Below are 14,155 nucleotides of genomic sequence, written 5' to 3'. Positions count from 1 at the left end.
TGAGGAGTCGCTGGCCGCAGCCCCCCGGGACCGCAGCGTTTGTGGGTAATCGGCGAATCACTGGACTCTTGGGGCGGATCGTACTTAAACCCTACTGGCCTCATGCTTGACTGCAGTCAATTGAAGCGACGCGGCGTTGACTGCAATCAAGACCTGCCGCCAGATGTCTTGAGAAGGCCTGTCGGCGGCGGGTAAGGTCACCTTTGATCTATGACATGAACGAAGGAAATAGCATGACCCAACTCGCGGCCGGCCTGGCAGGCCCGGCGCCCGATGCGCCCTATTACCAGTCCCTGGGCAACGAGGAGCAATTGTTCGAGCTGGCATGGCGGCACGGCATGCCCGTGCTGGTAAAAGGCCCCACGGGCTGCGGCAAGACGCGCTTCGTACAGCACATGGCGCACCGCCTGGGCCTGCCGCTGTATACCGTGGCGTGCCATGATGACCTCAGTTCCACCGACCTGGTTGGGCGCCACCTGATCGGGACCGACGGCACATGGTGGCAAGACGGCCCGCTGACGCGGGCGGTGCGTGAAGGCGGCATCTGCTATCTGGACGAAATTGTCGAGGCGCGCCAGGACACCGCGGTGGTGTTGCACCCCCTGGCCGACGATCGCCGCGAGCTGTATATCGAGCGTACGGGCGAGACACTACAGGCGCCGCCTGGCTTCATGCTGGTGGTGTCGTACAACCCCGGCTACCAGAACCTGCTCAAAGGCATGAAGCCCAGCACGCGCCAGCGCTTCGTGGCCTTGCGCTTCGGGTATCCGCCGCCGGCCGAAGAGCGCGCTATCGTCGCTGCCGAGGCGCAGGTCGACGAGGCCCTGGCGGCCCGGGTGGTAGAGTTGGGCCAGGCGCTGCGCCGGCTTGAGAACCACGACCTCGAAGAGGTTGCCTCGACCCGTCTGCTGATCTTCGCCGCACGCATGATCCGCAGCGGCATGCCGGCGCGCGAAGCCTGCCTGGCCTGCCTGGCCGAGCCGTTGTCCGACGACCCCCAGACGGTGGCCGCCTTGATGGACGTGGTCGATGTCCATTTCGCTTGATGCCGGCCTGCCAGCCGCGCGCCGCTTGCCCGGCGACCTGGCGATGTGGTTTTTCATCCTGGCCGAGCTGGCGGTGTTCGGCATTCTGATCCTTGCCTTTGTGGTGGCCCAGGCACTGCAGCCCGAGCCCTTTCAGACCGGCCGCCAGGCGCTGGATTCCTCGACCGGGCTGGCCCTGACGCTGAGCCTGCTGACCGCCGGCTGGTGCGCGGCCCAGGCGCTCGCCAGAGCACGGCAGGGCCGCGGCGGCGCGGCCTTGCTGCTGTGCGCGGCGCTGGCCGCGGCGTCGTGCTATGTGGCGTTCAAGCTTACCGAGTACCGCCACCTGGTCCATCTCGGCCTGGGACTGGAGCACGACACCTTCTTCACGCTGTACTGGATACTGACCGGCTTTCATTTCCTGCACGTGCTGCTCGGCATGCTGATACTGGCGTGGCTGGCGTGGCGCTGCCGGGCCGGCGCGTACGGGCCGGGGCGCAGCGCCGGCATGGAGTCGGGCGTGCTGTATTGGCACATGATCGACCTGGTGTGGGTGTTGCTGTTTCCCGTGGTCTACCTGCTGGGGGCGGCATGAGCGAAACCGTGCGCTTGCTGTGCTACTGGATCGGCCTGGTGCTGCTGACGGCGGCCACCGTCAGCGTTGCCGGCGGCATATCGCCGCCTTGGCCGCAGCTATGTGTGACCGCCCTGGCCGTAGCCAAGGCGTGGCTGATTATCGACGGCTTCATGGAGCTTCGCCATGCTCCGCGCGCGTGGCGCGCGCTGCTGCTGGCCTGGCCGGTCGCCATGGCGGCGGGCGTGCTGTTGGCCTTGCGGCAGGCCGGATATTGACTGCCGACAGGCCCGCGCGCCGACTACTTTTCTTTCTTGATTGCAGTCAAGCGGGGCGGAAGGCCCCGCTTCCTAGAATGAAGTCCACCTGTAACCACGCGGAATCATCATGCCGGAAACTTTTACCAAAGGCATGGCCAGGAATATCTACTTCGGTGGAAGCGTGTTCTTCATCTTGATATTCCTGGCCCTGACTTTCCATACCGAAAAACAATTTCCCGAACGCACCAACGAAGCCCAGATGACCGAAGCCGTGGTGCGCGGCAAGCTGGTCTGGGAACAAAACAACTGTGTGGGCTGCCACACCATCCTGGGTGAGGGCGCCTACTTCGCCCCCGAGCTGGGCAACGTGTACGAACGCCGTGGTGGCGATCAGGACTTCCATTCATTCCTGCGCGCCTGGATGAGCGCCCAGCCACTGGGCGTGCCGGGGCGCCGTGCCATGCCGCAATTCCATCTGTCCGATCGGCAGGTCGACGACTTGGCCGAGTTCCTGAAATGGACCTCGAAAATCAACAACTACAACTGGCCTCCCAACCGTGAGGGCTGAACCATGAACGCCGCTAATCCGCATCTCAAGTTCGCCTCGCAAGCCGTTGCGAAGCCCTATTTCGTGTTCGCCCTCATCCTGTTCGTAGGGCAGATCCTGTTTGGTCTGGTAATGGGCCTGCAGTACGTGGTGGGCGATTTCCTGTTTCCCGTCATTCCGTTCAACGTCGCGCGCATGGTGCACACCAACCTGCTCATCGTGTGGCTGTTGTTCGGCTTCATGGGTGCAGCCTACTACCTCATTCCCGAAGAAGCCGACCGCGAGCTGCACAGCCCGAAACTGGCGCTAGCGCTGTTCTGGATATTCGCTGTGGCCGGCGTGCTGACCATCCTCGGCTATCTGTTGCTGCCCTATGCCGGGCTGGCTGCGCTCACGGGCAACGACGTGCTGCCCACCATGGGGCGCGAGTTCCTCGAACAGCCCACCATTACCAAGGCGGGCATCGTGGTGGTGGCCCTGGGCTTCCTGTACAACATCGGCATGACCCTGCTCAAGGGCCGCAAGACCGCCATCAGCATGGTCATGATGACCGGCCTGATCGGCCTGGCGGTGCTGTTCCTGTTCTCGTTCTACAACCCCGAGAACCTGGCGCGCGACAAGTACTACTGGTGGTGGGTGGTGCACCTGTGGGTCGAAGGCGTGTGGGAACTGATCATGGGTTCCATGCTGGCCTTCGTACTCATCAAGATCACCGGCGTCGACCGCGAGGTCGTCGAGAAGTGGCTGTACGTCATCATTGGCATGGCGCTGATCACTGGCATCATCGGCACCGGCCACCACTACTTCTGGATCGGCGCGCCCGGCGTGTGGCTGTGGCTGGGTTCGATTTTCTCGGCCCTGGAACCGCTGCCGTTCTTCGCCATGGTGCTGTTCGCCTGGAACATGATGAACCGTCGCCGCCGGCAGCACCCCAACCGCGCCGCCTCGTACTGGGCCATTGGCACCACGGTCACGGCGTTCCTGGGTGCGGGCGTGTGGGGCTTCCTGCACACCCTGGCGCCGGTGAACTACTACACCCACGGCACGCAAATCACCGCGGCCCACGGCCACCTGGCGTTCTACGGCGCCTACGTCATGATCGTGCTTACCATGATCTCGTACGCCATGCCGCGCCTGCGCGGCGTCGGCGAGGCGCCGCCCGCCTGCGCGCAGCGAATGGAACTGTGGGGTTTCTGGTTAATGACCATCTCGATGCTGGCCATTACCCTGCTGCTCACCGCGGCCGGCGTGGTGCAGGTGTGGCTGCAGCGCATGCCCGCCGATCCCGCCGCCATGTCGTTCATGAACACCATGGAGCAACTGGCGCTGTTCTTCTGGCTGCGCCTGGGGGCCGGGGTGGTGTTCCTGGCGGGGCTGGTCTGCTATCTGCTCAGCTTCCGCCAGCGTGGCAGTGTGGTCAGCCAGCAGGCCATGGCCGGCGCCTGACGCGGCTGCCGCAAGGTGCCTGGGGTGCCTGGCTTCCCGCGCGGGCGCCAGGCACCTTCAGGTCAACGGCCCGGCGCGTCGGCGCGGGGCCGTTTTTTATTTGACGAACAGGGGGCATGCTTGGGCTTCGAGTTGGAAGAATGGGTGGGCGGGCTGTGGCACCGCTTCATCACGCGCCAGGCCAGCCATGAGTTTCCCGACGCGCGCGTGCTGTTGGCCGACATGCAGCGCAGCCTGGCGGTGCTGTTTCGCGCCATGGGCGGCGCCGGCGGCATTGCGCTTGAAACCGCCGATCCGCGCGCTCTGACGCTGCGGCGCAATCTGCTGCAGCACATTGCGGGCGCGGGCCGATATGGCGCGCTGGCTTGGCGCGATGCCGACACGCTGCGCTTGCCGGGCCAACTGGCCGCTTACCCAGAGGCCCCGCTCAACGCCGAGCTGTATCGGTGGCTGGCGCTGCTGGCCGGGCAGGCGGATCGCATGCGGCATTGGGGGCACGACAACCAGCGCTGGACGCAGGCCTTGCTGCAGCGTTACCCGGCGTTGCGCCCGCGTTATCGGCGCCTGGTCGAGGCGCACCTGCGCCTGCGGCCCGACCCGTCGGCGTTAAGGCGCGACGAAGCCGCGCTCGAGCACGCCGTGCGGCAGGCCCTGCACGAGCCGGGCAGCATCGCCGAGTTTCCACGCGCCGAGCGCGCTCCGTGGCCGGTGCCGATGTGGTTGTACCCGCCCCAGCATGCCGGCCAGCCACAGGCCGCCGAACTGGACGACGAACCCGGCGCACAGCAGCCCGCCGCTAATGCACGCGCCTCGGTGCGCAAGCGGGCCAAGCGCGTCGACGACCATTCCGGCAAAGACGGGCTGCTGCTGATACGCCTGGAAAACCTGTTCAGCTGGTCCGAGCACGTAGACCTCGACCGGCGCGGCGACGACAGCGAAAACCCCGATGCCGCGCGCGTGGCCGAAGACCTGGACGAATTGGCGATGTCGCGCCGGCGCACGCGCCAGAGCGGTGGCCTTAAGCTCGACCTAGACCTGCCGCCCGCCGATGCCGACGACCTGCCGCTGGGCGGCCCATTGGTGCTGCCCGAGTGGGATTACCGCCGCCAGCGCCTGCAAGACAATTTCGTGCGGGTGCAGATGATGTCGCCGCGCCTGTCCGAGCCGGCCGCGCTGCCAGCCCGCCTGGCGCCGCTGGCGCGGCGTCTGCGCCGACAGTTCGAGCACTTGCGCAGCGACCGCCAGTGGCTGCGCCAGCAGCCAATGGGCGCCGAACTGGACATGCAAGCCTGGATCGATTTCCAGGTGGAGCGCCGCCATGGGCATTGCGCCGAACGAGGGTGGTTTCTGGAACGCCGGCAAACCCGGCGCGATCTGGCCTGTCTGCTGCTGGCCGACCTGTCGATGTCCACGGACGCCCATCTCGATGACGAACACCGTGTCATCGACGTTATCGGCGACAGCCTGCTGCTGTTCGGCGAGGCGCTGTCGGCGGTGGGCGACCCGTTCGCCCTGTACGGGTTTTCGTCGCTGCGCCGGCAACAGGTGCGCATGCTGGAACTTAAAACCTTCCGCCAGCGCTATGGCGATGAAACGCGTGGCCGTATCCAGGCGCTGCGGCCCGGCTACTACACGCGCATGGGTGCGGCGCTGCGGCAAGCCACGCGGCTGCTGGCGGCCAATCCGCGCCGTCGCAAGCTGCTATTGCTGGTAACCGACGGCAAACCCAACGACCTGGACCGCTACGAAGGCCGCTACGGCGTCGAAGACACCCGCCAGGCCGTGATCGAGGCCCGCCGTGAGGGGGTGCTGCCGTTTTGCATCACCATTGACCGCGAGGCGGGCAGCTATCTGCCTTATATGTTCGGCGCGCACGGGTACACGCTGATTCGCCAGCCGCAGCAGCTGCCGTATCGGCTGCCCCAGCTGTACCGCCAGCTGACTCAACCGTAGCGGCCCCGGGGCTGCGTGTGCCGGTGTATCGGCCTGGGCGCTATCAGCTCAAGGTGCGCGGCAGCCAGTAGATCATCACGCCGCAAAATACGGTAAGGCCGACGCAGAACCACTGGAAGCGCCGCAGGCGGCGCCGGCGGGCGAGTTCGGCATTCGCCGGCAGGGGCATGCCGCAATGCGGGCAATCGTGCGCGCCGGGGGGCGCAGCGTGCTGGCAGTACAGGCAATGAGGCATGGCAGGCGGGATTACTCGAAAAGTTCCAGGCGCTGGCTGTTCAGCACACAGATGTGATGGCCCTGCTGGGTGATGATGCCTTCGTCGATCAGGCGGCGGATGATGCGCGAGAAGGTTTCGGGCTGGATCGACAGGTGGCCGGCCACCAGCCGCTTGGCCATGGGCAACTCGAAACTGTTGCTGTCGGGGCGGCGCGCCAGCTGCGTCAACAAGTAGCGCACTACGCGGTGGGTGGCGTTCTTTAGCGACAGGGTCTCGATTTCATTGATGCGCTGGTGCAGCCGTATGCACAGCTTGCCCAGCAGGGCGAACGTCAGTTTGCTGTTGTTCTGCAGCAGTTCCATATAAGTATTGTTGGAAAACCGGTACAGCTGCGAAGGCGCGATGGCCTGCGCCGACGCGACGTAATCGGGGGTGTCCATCAGCATCATGGCTTCGGCGAAGGTCTGGCGGGCGCCGATGACGTCAAATACTTTTTCCTGGCCGTCCGGCGTCAGGCGATAGATTTTCACCGTGCCGGCGATCACGAAATAGAAAGCATGGGCAGGTTCGCCCTGATGGAACAGCTTTTCACCCTTGTCGACGTTGAGCAGCCGGGCCGTTTCCAGCAGGGTGTCGAGCTGCGCTTCGCTCAGGGGTTCGAACAGGTGGTGGCTGCGCAGGATCTGATGATGGACGCGATGAAGCTGCATGATGAAGTGGGGTGGTAGGAGAAGAACCTGGGTGTTACTCAGGAGCGGGGGGAGCGGGGCCGCTGGCCACGCCCGGCACCACCTGGAACGCGATGCCGCGTGCCGCCAGGGTGTCGCGCACGGTGTCGTGCTCTTGGCTGACGGCGTTGCCGGCAAGCAGCAGCAGCACCCGTTTGCCCGGGCTGGCCAAGTCGGCCAGTTGCTGGCTGCAGCACGGGCCGGCGCCCGTGGCCGGCGGGCGTGGTGCGATACGGTCGGCGTCGCGGCGGCACAGGTCGACGATGGCGGGCGGCACGCCGGGCCCGCCCAGCACGATGTCGGCTTGCTGCATCAGGCGCAGCGCGCGGAAGGTGAGCAGGTCGGGGTCGCCCGGACCGGCGCCCACCCAGTAGACCTCGCCAGATACCTGCGGCGCGGCGCCGGCCAGCCGGGCTTCGAGCAGTTGCCGCGCCAGGTCGGGCTGGCCGCCGAGCAAGGCCTCGGCCACCGGGCCCTGGAAGGTGTCTTCCCAGAAGATGCGGCGCTGCTGCACATTGGGCAGCCGTGCCTTGACCTGGCTGCGGAATTGCCTGGCCAAGCCAGCCAGCTGGCCGTAGCGGGCCGACAACGAGGTTTCGATCTTGGCGCGCACCAGCCGGGCCAGAACCGGGGCATGGCCGCCACTGCCCACCGCCACCACCAGTGGTGAACGATCGACGATGGCGGGAAAGATGGCGCTGCACAGGGTGGGGGAGTCGACCACGTTGACCGGGATGCCGCGCGCCTGGGCCTGCGCCGATACGGCGGCGTTGAGCCCGGCCTGGTCGGTGGCGGCAACTGCCAGGGCGACGCCGTCGAGGTCGGTGTGGGCGTAGGCGCGCTGGCGCAGGTCGGCGGCCAGGGCGGGAAGTTCGGGATGCACGCGCAGGGCCACCACGCGCAGTCGCGCGCCGGCGTCGTGCAGTAGCCGCGCCTTGCGCAATGCCACGCTTCCCCCACCGACGACCAGGACGGTGCGGCCTTGCAGGGAGTGGAAAAGCGGAAGGAATTCCATGGCGGCTTGGCATCGCGCCCTGGATGCCGGGCCGGGGTGGCCGGCCGAGGCGCGCAACGCCAGACAGTCTACGGCCTTCGCTTGCGCAAAGTGCCCGCCCGGTAGGCGGAAACTTTGCGAAAAATCATATCAATGCAAATCGGACTGGTATCAGCGCGATGTGTTGGACAGTGCCTCGGCGAACAGGGGAACTGCGGCCAGGAAGGTCCTGATGAGGTAGTCGGCGCCACTATTGCCGATACCGCCGTAGGCGTTCACGTCCATTTCGAGTACCGCCTGGTTGTCGGTATCAAGGTAGGCGCGAGCCCAGCGGTTGCGCAGGTTCCACTCGTTCAGCACCTGCAGCGCCACGGGCTGCTGCGACGCAAAGCTGGCGCGCAGCAGCAGGTCGTCGCAGGCGTTCTCGATGTCGCAATCGTTGAACTCGATGCGCAGGCTTGAAGCGCCGCTGTCGCCCGGCTCGATAGTCATCAGCGGATAGCCTTGTTCGCCGGCGCCGGTTTCATACGTGAAGCCGGCTTCGTCCAGGATGCCGCCCACCACGACAGGGTCCAGCGCGCTGAGCAGGGCGCCGTCGGCGGCAGACGTTTCTTCTTCATCGTCGTCGCCCAGGCCGCCCAGCATGCTGTTGAACAGCTCGTCGGCGGGCATTTCGTTGCCGTTCAGGCTGGCTTTGCCGTCGGCATACTGGAACGAGGCCACGAGTTTGTCGCCGTCGTTCTTGCCAAGGTTCAGCATTTCCGCCATGCCGGACAGCGAGCGGACCTGGTCGTCGGCTTCGGCGGACGCCTGCTGCGCGTCCAGCCCCTGGCCCTGCATGTACTGGGCGATCAGTTCCTGCATCATGGGCTTGGACAGCGCGACCTGCGCGTCGATGCGCTTGATGGCTTGCCGCAGCATGGCTTGCATGCCTTCGCCTGCCGGCGCGGCGGCATCCGGGTCCGGGAGCTTGGTCAGGTCGATGGTCAGGGCGAGACGGCTTTCGCCCTTGGCGGTTTGCCAGGAAACCGGGTCCAGGCGCATCGACGGATTGCCGGCGAGCAGTTGGCGGCCCAGTTGCATCAGGGCTTGGCGGCGCGCGTCGGTCAGCACGGGACTGGCGGCGTCGCTTTCGCCGCCGCTTTCGCCGGCTTCGCGGATGATCTGGTTGTAAAGCTTGGACAGTTCATTAACGGCTTTGCCATCCAGGCGTTCGAACTTCAGGCTGGCCTGGCCTTTGCCGAAGTCTTTGCCGTTGACCTGGATCTGGCCCACCCGGTAGCCCGCGTCCAGGTTCAGGTTGCTGCCGCTTTCGGTGAGCGCGACGGTGTAGCCCAGGCCTTGCAGCGCAACCTGGGTGTTCGTGTCCGGATTCTGAATGTCGATGCGTTCGACCAGGGCGCTGGAAGTGCCGATGCCCAGGCCGAACTGGCCCATGCGGGTGTCCACGTCGAACGCCAGGCCTGCCATGTCCAGCTTGACCGGCTGTTCGTTCTTGGTGGCGTCGAGCGTGATCCGATCGATGGCCATGTGGCCCTGAGTGCCCTGGGTGGCACGGACGTAGCTGCCTTCGGCATGCGCGCCGCTGAATTTCAGCACGTCGCCGTCTTTGCTGAATTCGATGGGAGCCAGCCCGGCGGTGCCGGTGGAATCGCCGTTGTACGAAATGATGGTGTCGCTCCACAGGGGCGTCGCGCCCTGGGTCAACTCGAACAGCGGCTTGAGATCTTCATTGGCGGCCAGTTCGGCATGCACGAAGGCCAGCGCGGGCATCACCCGGCCTCGCGTGACGGCGCCCAAGGGAAAGGGGCCGTGCTGGATCTGCGACACGAATTCGGCCGTGCCCTGCGGGAGGTCATCCGGGCCGCCGGGACCCTTGGCCAGCGAAATGCCGTAGCGGGCCTGGCTGGTGAAGAAATGGCGTTCGTAGTCGATCTGCTTGATCGTGATGCCAAAGCCCATGCCAGCCAGGGCATCGGCCAGCTTCTGGTTCGCTTCTTCCAGGCGGGCTGGCGCTTCGGCCTCGATGCGCTTGCCCGTGTACCAGGTTGCGCCCAGCCAGCCCGCAGCCAGCACAATGACCACGCCTGCTGTGATCCCCACTGCCTTTTTCATCGTATTGTCCAACTCGAGTTATGGATGCGGTCCGGACAGCGGCGCGAAGCCGGCGGACCGGGGCGAGCCCCGCCCGCGGCGAGTATAACGATGCAGGAAGTTGCGGTCGCTTCGGTTGGGTTACCAGACGTATCGGGTCACGACAAAATGCCGCTCAGAGCGGGTCCAATGGGTAGATTGGCCGGCGCACGTGCTTGAACTCGACCTGGCTGTAGTCGGATGTGGTGACGCCTACCCCGGTGCACGCAATGATTTCAGTGGCCATGTCGGCGAAACCCGCGCGCCAGTGCACGCGGCTTTTCAGCGCCACGTAGCGTTTCTGGAGCGGGTCGATGCCCGCCGACAGCAGGCAGTTGACGTCGAACGGCTCTTGATGGCGCGAAACAATGACGATCTGCACGCGGCCGGTGTCGAACACCACGGTCAGCCCGGTGTCGTTGCGCACACCGCGGTACATGGGGCCGCGGTTCAGGTATACGCCGTCGAACACCAGCTTGACCCGGCCGGTGACCGACAGCGGCTGGCTTTGCTGCTTGAGCGCGGGCATGGGCAGCTTGGCGCCCAGCGAGAGAGTGAGTTCGGCGCCCACGCCGGCGGCGGCGGCCTGCTGCGCGGCCTGCGGATCGCACAGCGCATAGAACGCCACATTATCAAGCTCTTGCCGCAGGATTTCGGCCAGCACTTCGGTGGTGTCCATGGTGCCGCCCGAGCCCGTGTTGTCGAAGTGATCGAGCAGAATCACGAGCCCTTGCTCGATGGCCTTGGCGCGCGCAATGGCGGGGGCCAGCGGTTCGCAATGGAATACCCACTGCTCGCGGCCGTTCCAGGCGGCGTCGAGCAGTTCGTCGCGGTAGCGCTCGGCCGCGGGCAGGTCGCCGTTGGTGCAGACGACCGCGCTCAGGCCGGCTTCGCGAATGTCGGCGTGCGGAAAGCCCACGAACACCGAGGCCGCCAGCACGCCCTGGGACTCCAGCGCCCGGCAACGGTCTTGCAGCGATTTGTTGGGGTCGGCATGGGTGCCCTGGCACATGATGTGCGGCAGCATGGGCTTGTTGGCCCAGGCCATGACGGGGCGGATCTCTTTCTTGAGTGTGCGGGCAATGACGTCGGCTGCGCGCACGCCGCTGGCGCGGATGTCGACGTGGGGGTAGGTGTGAAAGCCCGTAACCACGGTGGCGTGGCGCACAATGTCGTCGTAGACGTTGGCGTGCATATCGAGCGTGACGCCCACCGGGGTGTCGGGGTCGATTTCGCGCAGACGGCGCAGCAGGTTGCCTTCGGCGTCTTCGACGCCTTCGGCCACCATGGCGCCGTGCAGGTCGAGCAAGATGGCGTCGTAGCCGCCGCGCCGCACTTCGTCGAGCACGAGTTCGCACAGGCGCTGGTAGGTGTCGGCGTCGGTGGGCGCGCTGGGCCAGGACTCGGCCGCCACCGGGACGACGATCTCGGCGCCTTCGCGGCGCGCGACTTCAATATAGCCGCCCAGGCCGCTGTCGGTGTTTTCGTAGGCGCGGATGGCGCGCTCGCCTGCGAGGATTTCGGGGCTGCCCCGGAAGAACCGTTCCAGCGGCGTGGCCACGGGGGAAAACGTATTGGTCTCGTGCTTGATCATCGCCAGCAGCCAACGCATGATGTCGTGCTCCAAGTGGGTTCAATTCAATACGGCGGTGTCGGGCACCGAAGGCGCCCGACACCTGGAAAATTCACTATGCAGGCGCCGCGCTTTGAAGGCGGGCGTCAGCCAGTGGCCTGAAGTTGCGGAAGTCCCAGCCGCGCCCGGGCGCGGCGTCGATCAGGGCGCGGGTGTAGTCGTGCGTGGGCTGGGTCAGCACCACCTCGGCGGCGCCCGTTTCCACCACGGCGCCGCGCTGCATCACCATGATGGTGTCGCAGATCTGCGCGGCCACACGCAGGTCGTGCGTGATGAACAGCACGCCTACGCCCGTGCGCTGGCGGATTTGCTCGAGCAGTTCGAGCACCTGCGCCTGCACCGAGACGTCGAGCGCCGACACGGCTTCGTCGGCTACCAGCACTTCGGGTTCCATGACCAGGGCGCGCGCGATGCAGATGCGCTGCCGCTGGCCGCCCGAGAACTGGTGCGGATAGCGCTCCATGGCATCGGCGCCCAGTCCCACCACACGCAGTGTTTCGGCGGCCCGCGCCAGCGCGCGTTCGCGGGGCTCGCCGAAATTCAGCAGCCCTTCGATGATGGAGTCGCCCACCTTGCGGCGCGGGTTGAGCGAGCGGTAGGGGTCCTGGAAGACGATCTGGATGCGGCGGCGCACCGGCCGCAGCTCGGCGCCCGACAGGGTGGAGATGTCGTCGCCGCCGATCAGCATGCTGCCGGCCGAGGGCTCGATCAGGCGCAGGATGCAGCGCGCCACGGTTGATTTGCCCGAGCCGGATTCGCCCACGATGCCGAGGATTTCGCCTTTGCGCAACACCAGGTTGACGTCGCTGGCGGCCTGCACCGTGCGCCCGGCACCGCCCCATAAGCGCCGCTTTTCGGTGTAGATGCGGCCCAGACCCTGCACGCGCAACACGGGGCTGCCGGCCGGCGCTTCGCGACGCACCGGCACCAGGCTGGGCACCGACGACACCAGGCGGCGCGTATAGCTTTGCTGGGGGCGGGCCAGGATGTCGTCGCGCGTGCCGGTTTCGATGAGATCGCCACGGTTCATGACGACGATGCGGTCGGCGATCTCGGCCACCACGCCGAAGTCGTGCGTAATGAACAGCACGGCCGTGCGATGCTTGACCTGCAGCTCTTTGATGAGCGCGAGGATCTGCTTTTGCGTGGTGACATCCAGCGCCGTGGTGGGCTCGTCGGCGATCAGCAGACGCGGTTCCAGAATGAGCGCCATGGCAATGACAATGCGTTGGCGCTGCCCGCCGGACAACTGATGCGGATAGGAATCGTAGATGCGCTCGACGTCGGGCAGGTGCACCGAGCGGAACATGTCGAGCACCTTGGCGCGCCTTTCGGCGCGCGCCATGCGGCGGTGCAGCCGCAAGACTTCGTCGACCTGGCGGCCCACGGTATGCACCGGATTGAGCGCCGTCATGGGTTCCTGGAACACCATGGCCATGCGGGTGGCGCGCAGTTCGCGCAGGCGCCGCGGCGAGGCGCTGATGACGTCTTCGCCTTCGACGCGCACCGCGCCGCTGGGCTGCAGCACGCCGGGCGGCAGCAGGCCCATGACGGCCAGCGAGCTGACCGACTTGCCCGAGCCCGATTCGCCTACCACGCAGACGGTTTCGCCAGCGTGGACGTCCAGGCTGAGATTGCGCACGACCCGGTTGCCGGCGCCCGCCACTTCGACCGACAGGTTGCGGATGGCCAGCACGGCATCGGTGGTGTCGCCGGCGGGAGGATGGGGAGAATAGGCCATGGCGTCAGATCCTGCGCACCATTTTGGGGTCGAGCGCATCGCGCAGCGCGTCGCCCAGGATATTGACGCTGAGCACCGTCAGCGACAGGAACAGGCCGGGAAACAGGATCAGGCCCGGCAGCATGCGGAAGTACATGCGGCCTTCGGACATGATGTTGCCCCAGGAAGGGATTTCGGGCGGAATGCCCGCGCCCAGGAAACTGAGGATGGCTTCGGTGAGCATGGCGGACGCAAACACGTAGGTGCCCTGCACGGTCAGGGGCGCCACGGTACTGGGCACCATGTGCCGCCATAGCAGCAGCGGCAGCGGCGTGCCCAGCGCCAGGGCGGCCTCTACATAGGGTTCGCCGCGCACGCTGAGGATCTGCCCGCGCACCAGCCGCACCACCCGCGGGATTTCCGGGATGGTGATGGCCACCAGCACGGTGGCCAGGCCGGCCCCGGTGACGGACACCAGCGCGATGGCCAGCAGGATGCCGGGAATCGCCATGATGGCGTCCATAACGCGCATGATGGGGCCGTCGAGCGAGCGGAACCAGCCGGCCACCAGGCCGATGGCCAGGCCCGCCACCACGCTGATGACGGCCGCGCCCAGCCCGGCGGTGAGCGACACGCGCGCGCCATACACCACGCGCGACCAGACGTCGCGCCCGAAGGCGTCGGTGCCCAGCAGAAAGCCGCCGAAGGGCGGCTTCAGGCGGTTGCCCGGGTCGATCGCCGTGGGGTTGACCGTGCCCAGCCACGGCGCGAGCAGCGCCGCGGCCACGATCAGCAGCAGCACGACCAGCGCCAGCAGCACGGGCCAGCTTTTCAGTGAATGGCGCACGCGGCGCCAGGCGGTGGCGCGCGGATCGCCGTGAGGCGCGTCGGCGGCCTGGGCGATGGCTTCGGATTGCGTGGCCAT

The 14,155-nt window shown here is 66.5% G+C and carries 13 protein-coding genes; 6 read left to right on the top strand and 7 right to left on the bottom strand.

The window, feature by feature from the left end; translation table 11 throughout:
• Positions 1 to 233 precede the first annotated feature (233 nt).
• The 6 genes from BPET_RS20580 (at position 234) to BPET_RS20555 (ending at position 5,805) form a co-directional block, all read left to right on the top strand.
• Entirely contained in the window at positions 234 to 1,046 is an 813-nt protein-coding gene (locus tag BPET_RS20580) for a CbbQ/NirQ/NorQ/GpvN family protein (protein WP_012250942.1), read from the top strand.
• Positions 1,030 to 1,620, top strand: a complete 591-nt coding sequence (locus BPET_RS20575; protein WP_041863112.1) for a cytochrome c oxidase subunit 3 — start codon at positions 1,030 to 1,032, stop codon at positions 1,618 to 1,620. The genes BPET_RS20580 and BPET_RS20575 overlap by 17 nt, the downstream gene beginning before the upstream one ends.
• Positions 1,617 to 1,877 (top strand): cytochrome C oxidase subunit IV family protein, encoded by a 261-nt coding sequence (locus tag BPET_RS20570; protein WP_012250940.1) that lies wholly within the window; start codon positions 1,617 to 1,619, stop codon positions 1,875 to 1,877. Before BPET_RS20575 ends, BPET_RS20570 begins: the two co-directional genes overlap by 4 nt.
• A 109-nt stretch (positions 1,878 to 1,986) precedes the next feature.
• Entirely contained in the window at positions 1,987 to 2,427 is a 441-nt protein-coding gene (locus tag BPET_RS20565) for a c-type cytochrome (protein WP_012250939.1), read from the top strand.
• 3 nt (positions 2,428 to 2,430) lie between these two features.
• Entirely contained in the window at positions 2,431 to 3,852 is a 1,422-nt protein-coding gene (locus BPET_RS20560) for a cbb3-type cytochrome c oxidase subunit I (protein ID WP_012250938.1), read from the top strand.
• Positions 3,853 to 3,972: 120 nt separating this feature from the next.
• Complete coding sequence (locus BPET_RS20555; RefSeq protein ID WP_012250937.1) at positions 3,973 to 5,805, top strand: VWA domain-containing protein; 1,833 nt, start codon at positions 3,973 to 3,975, stop codon at positions 5,803 to 5,805.
• Between the two features lie 43 nt (positions 5,806 to 5,848).
• Here BPET_RS20555 and BPET_RS27475 read toward each other — a convergent pair whose 3' ends face one another.
• The 7 genes from BPET_RS27475 to BPET_RS20520 all read right to left on the bottom strand — a co-directional run bounded on the left by BPET_RS27475 (position 5,849) and on the right by BPET_RS20520 (position 14,155).
• Positions 5,849 to 5,974 (bottom strand): hypothetical protein, encoded by a 126-nt coding sequence (locus BPET_RS27475; RefSeq protein ID WP_269446934.1) that lies wholly within the window; start codon positions 5,972 to 5,974, stop codon positions 5,849 to 5,851.
• A 77-nt stretch (positions 5,975 to 6,051) separates the two neighbouring features.
• On the bottom strand, positions 6,052 to 6,732 hold the full coding sequence (locus BPET_RS20545; protein WP_012250936.1) for a Crp/Fnr family transcriptional regulator: 681 nt from the start codon (positions 6,730 to 6,732) through the stop codon (positions 6,052 to 6,054).
• 34 nt (positions 6,733 to 6,766) lie between these two features.
• Positions 6,767 to 7,765, bottom strand: coding sequence for an NAD(P)-dependent oxidoreductase (locus tag BPET_RS20540; protein ID WP_012250935.1), 999 nt, complete (start codon positions 7,763 to 7,765; stop codon positions 6,767 to 6,769).
• A 150-nt stretch (positions 7,766 to 7,915) separates the two neighbouring features.
• Positions 7,916 to 9,859: a DUF945 family protein gene (locus BPET_RS20535; RefSeq protein ID WP_012250934.1), complete on the bottom strand. Its 1,944-nt coding sequence runs from the start codon at positions 9,857 to 9,859 to the stop codon at positions 7,916 to 7,918.
• Between the two features lie 154 nt (positions 9,860 to 10,013).
• Complete coding sequence (locus BPET_RS20530) at positions 10,014 to 11,489, bottom strand: M81 family metallopeptidase (protein WP_012250933.1); 1,476 nt, start codon at positions 11,487 to 11,489, stop codon at positions 10,014 to 10,016.
• Between the two features lie 76 nt (positions 11,490 to 11,565).
• Positions 11,566 to 13,251: an ABC transporter ATP-binding protein gene (locus tag BPET_RS20525; RefSeq protein WP_012250932.1), complete on the bottom strand. Its 1,686-nt coding sequence runs from the start codon at positions 13,249 to 13,251 to the stop codon at positions 11,566 to 11,568.
• Between the two features lie 4 nt (positions 13,252 to 13,255).
• The gene (locus BPET_RS20520) at positions 13,256 to 14,155 is read right to left on the bottom strand and encodes an ABC transporter permease (RefSeq protein WP_012250931.1); all 900 of its coding nucleotides are present in this window, start codon (positions 14,153 to 14,155) and stop codon (positions 13,256 to 13,258) included.

Source organism: Bordetella petrii (assembly GCF_000067205.1).
Classification (GTDB): Bacteria; Pseudomonadota; Gammaproteobacteria; order Burkholderiales; family Burkholderiaceae_B; genus Bordetella_A; species Bordetella_A petrii.
Note: the sequence above shows the minus strand (reverse complement) of the source record. Positions and strands in the feature narration are given on the sequence as shown.

What these genes read in the sequence shown, in the direction of transcription:
- BPET_RS20580 (WP_012250942.1), top strand. Translation starts at nt 234, where the DNA reads ATGACCCAACTCGCGGCCGGCCTGGCAGGCCCGGCGCCCGATGCGCCC.
- BPET_RS20575 (WP_041863112.1), top strand. Translation starts at nt 1,030, where the DNA reads ATGTCCATTTCGCTTGATGCCGGCCTGCCAGCCGCGCGCCGCTTGCCC.
- BPET_RS20570 (WP_012250940.1), top strand. Translation starts at nt 1,617, where the DNA reads ATGAGCGAAACCGTGCGCTTGCTGTGCTACTGGATCGGCCTGGTGCTG.
- BPET_RS20565 (WP_012250939.1), top strand. Translation starts at nt 1,987, where the DNA reads ATGCCGGAAACTTTTACCAAAGGCATGGCCAGGAATATCTACTTCGGT.
- BPET_RS20560 (WP_012250938.1), top strand. Translation starts at nt 2,431, where the DNA reads ATGAACGCCGCTAATCCGCATCTCAAGTTCGCCTCGCAAGCCGTTGCG.
- BPET_RS27475 (WP_269446934.1), bottom strand. Translation starts at nt 5,974, where the DNA reads ATGCCCCTGCCGGCGAATGCCGAACTCGCCCGCCGGCGCCGCCTGCGG.
- BPET_RS20545 (WP_012250936.1), bottom strand. Translation starts at nt 6,732, where the DNA reads ATGCAGCTTCATCGCGTCCATCATCAGATCCTGCGCAGCCACCACCTG.
- BPET_RS20540 (WP_012250935.1), bottom strand. Translation starts at nt 7,765, where the DNA reads ATGGAATTCCTTCCGCTTTTCCACTCCCTGCAAGGCCGCACCGTCCTG.
- BPET_RS20535 (WP_012250934.1), bottom strand. Translation starts at nt 9,859, where the DNA reads ATGAAAAAGGCAGTGGGGATCACAGCAGGCGTGGTCATTGTGCTGGCT.
- BPET_RS20530 (WP_012250933.1), bottom strand. Translation starts at nt 11,489, where the DNA reads ATGCGTTGGCTGCTGGCGATGATCAAGCACGAGACCAATACGTTTTCC.
- BPET_RS20525 (WP_012250932.1), bottom strand. Translation starts at nt 13,251, where the DNA reads ATGGCCTATTCTCCCCATCCTCCCGCCGGCGACACCACCGATGCCGTG.
- BPET_RS20520 (WP_012250931.1), bottom strand. Translation starts at nt 14,155, where the DNA reads ATGGCCACGCAATCCGAAGCCATCGCCCAGGCCGCCGACGCGCCTCAC.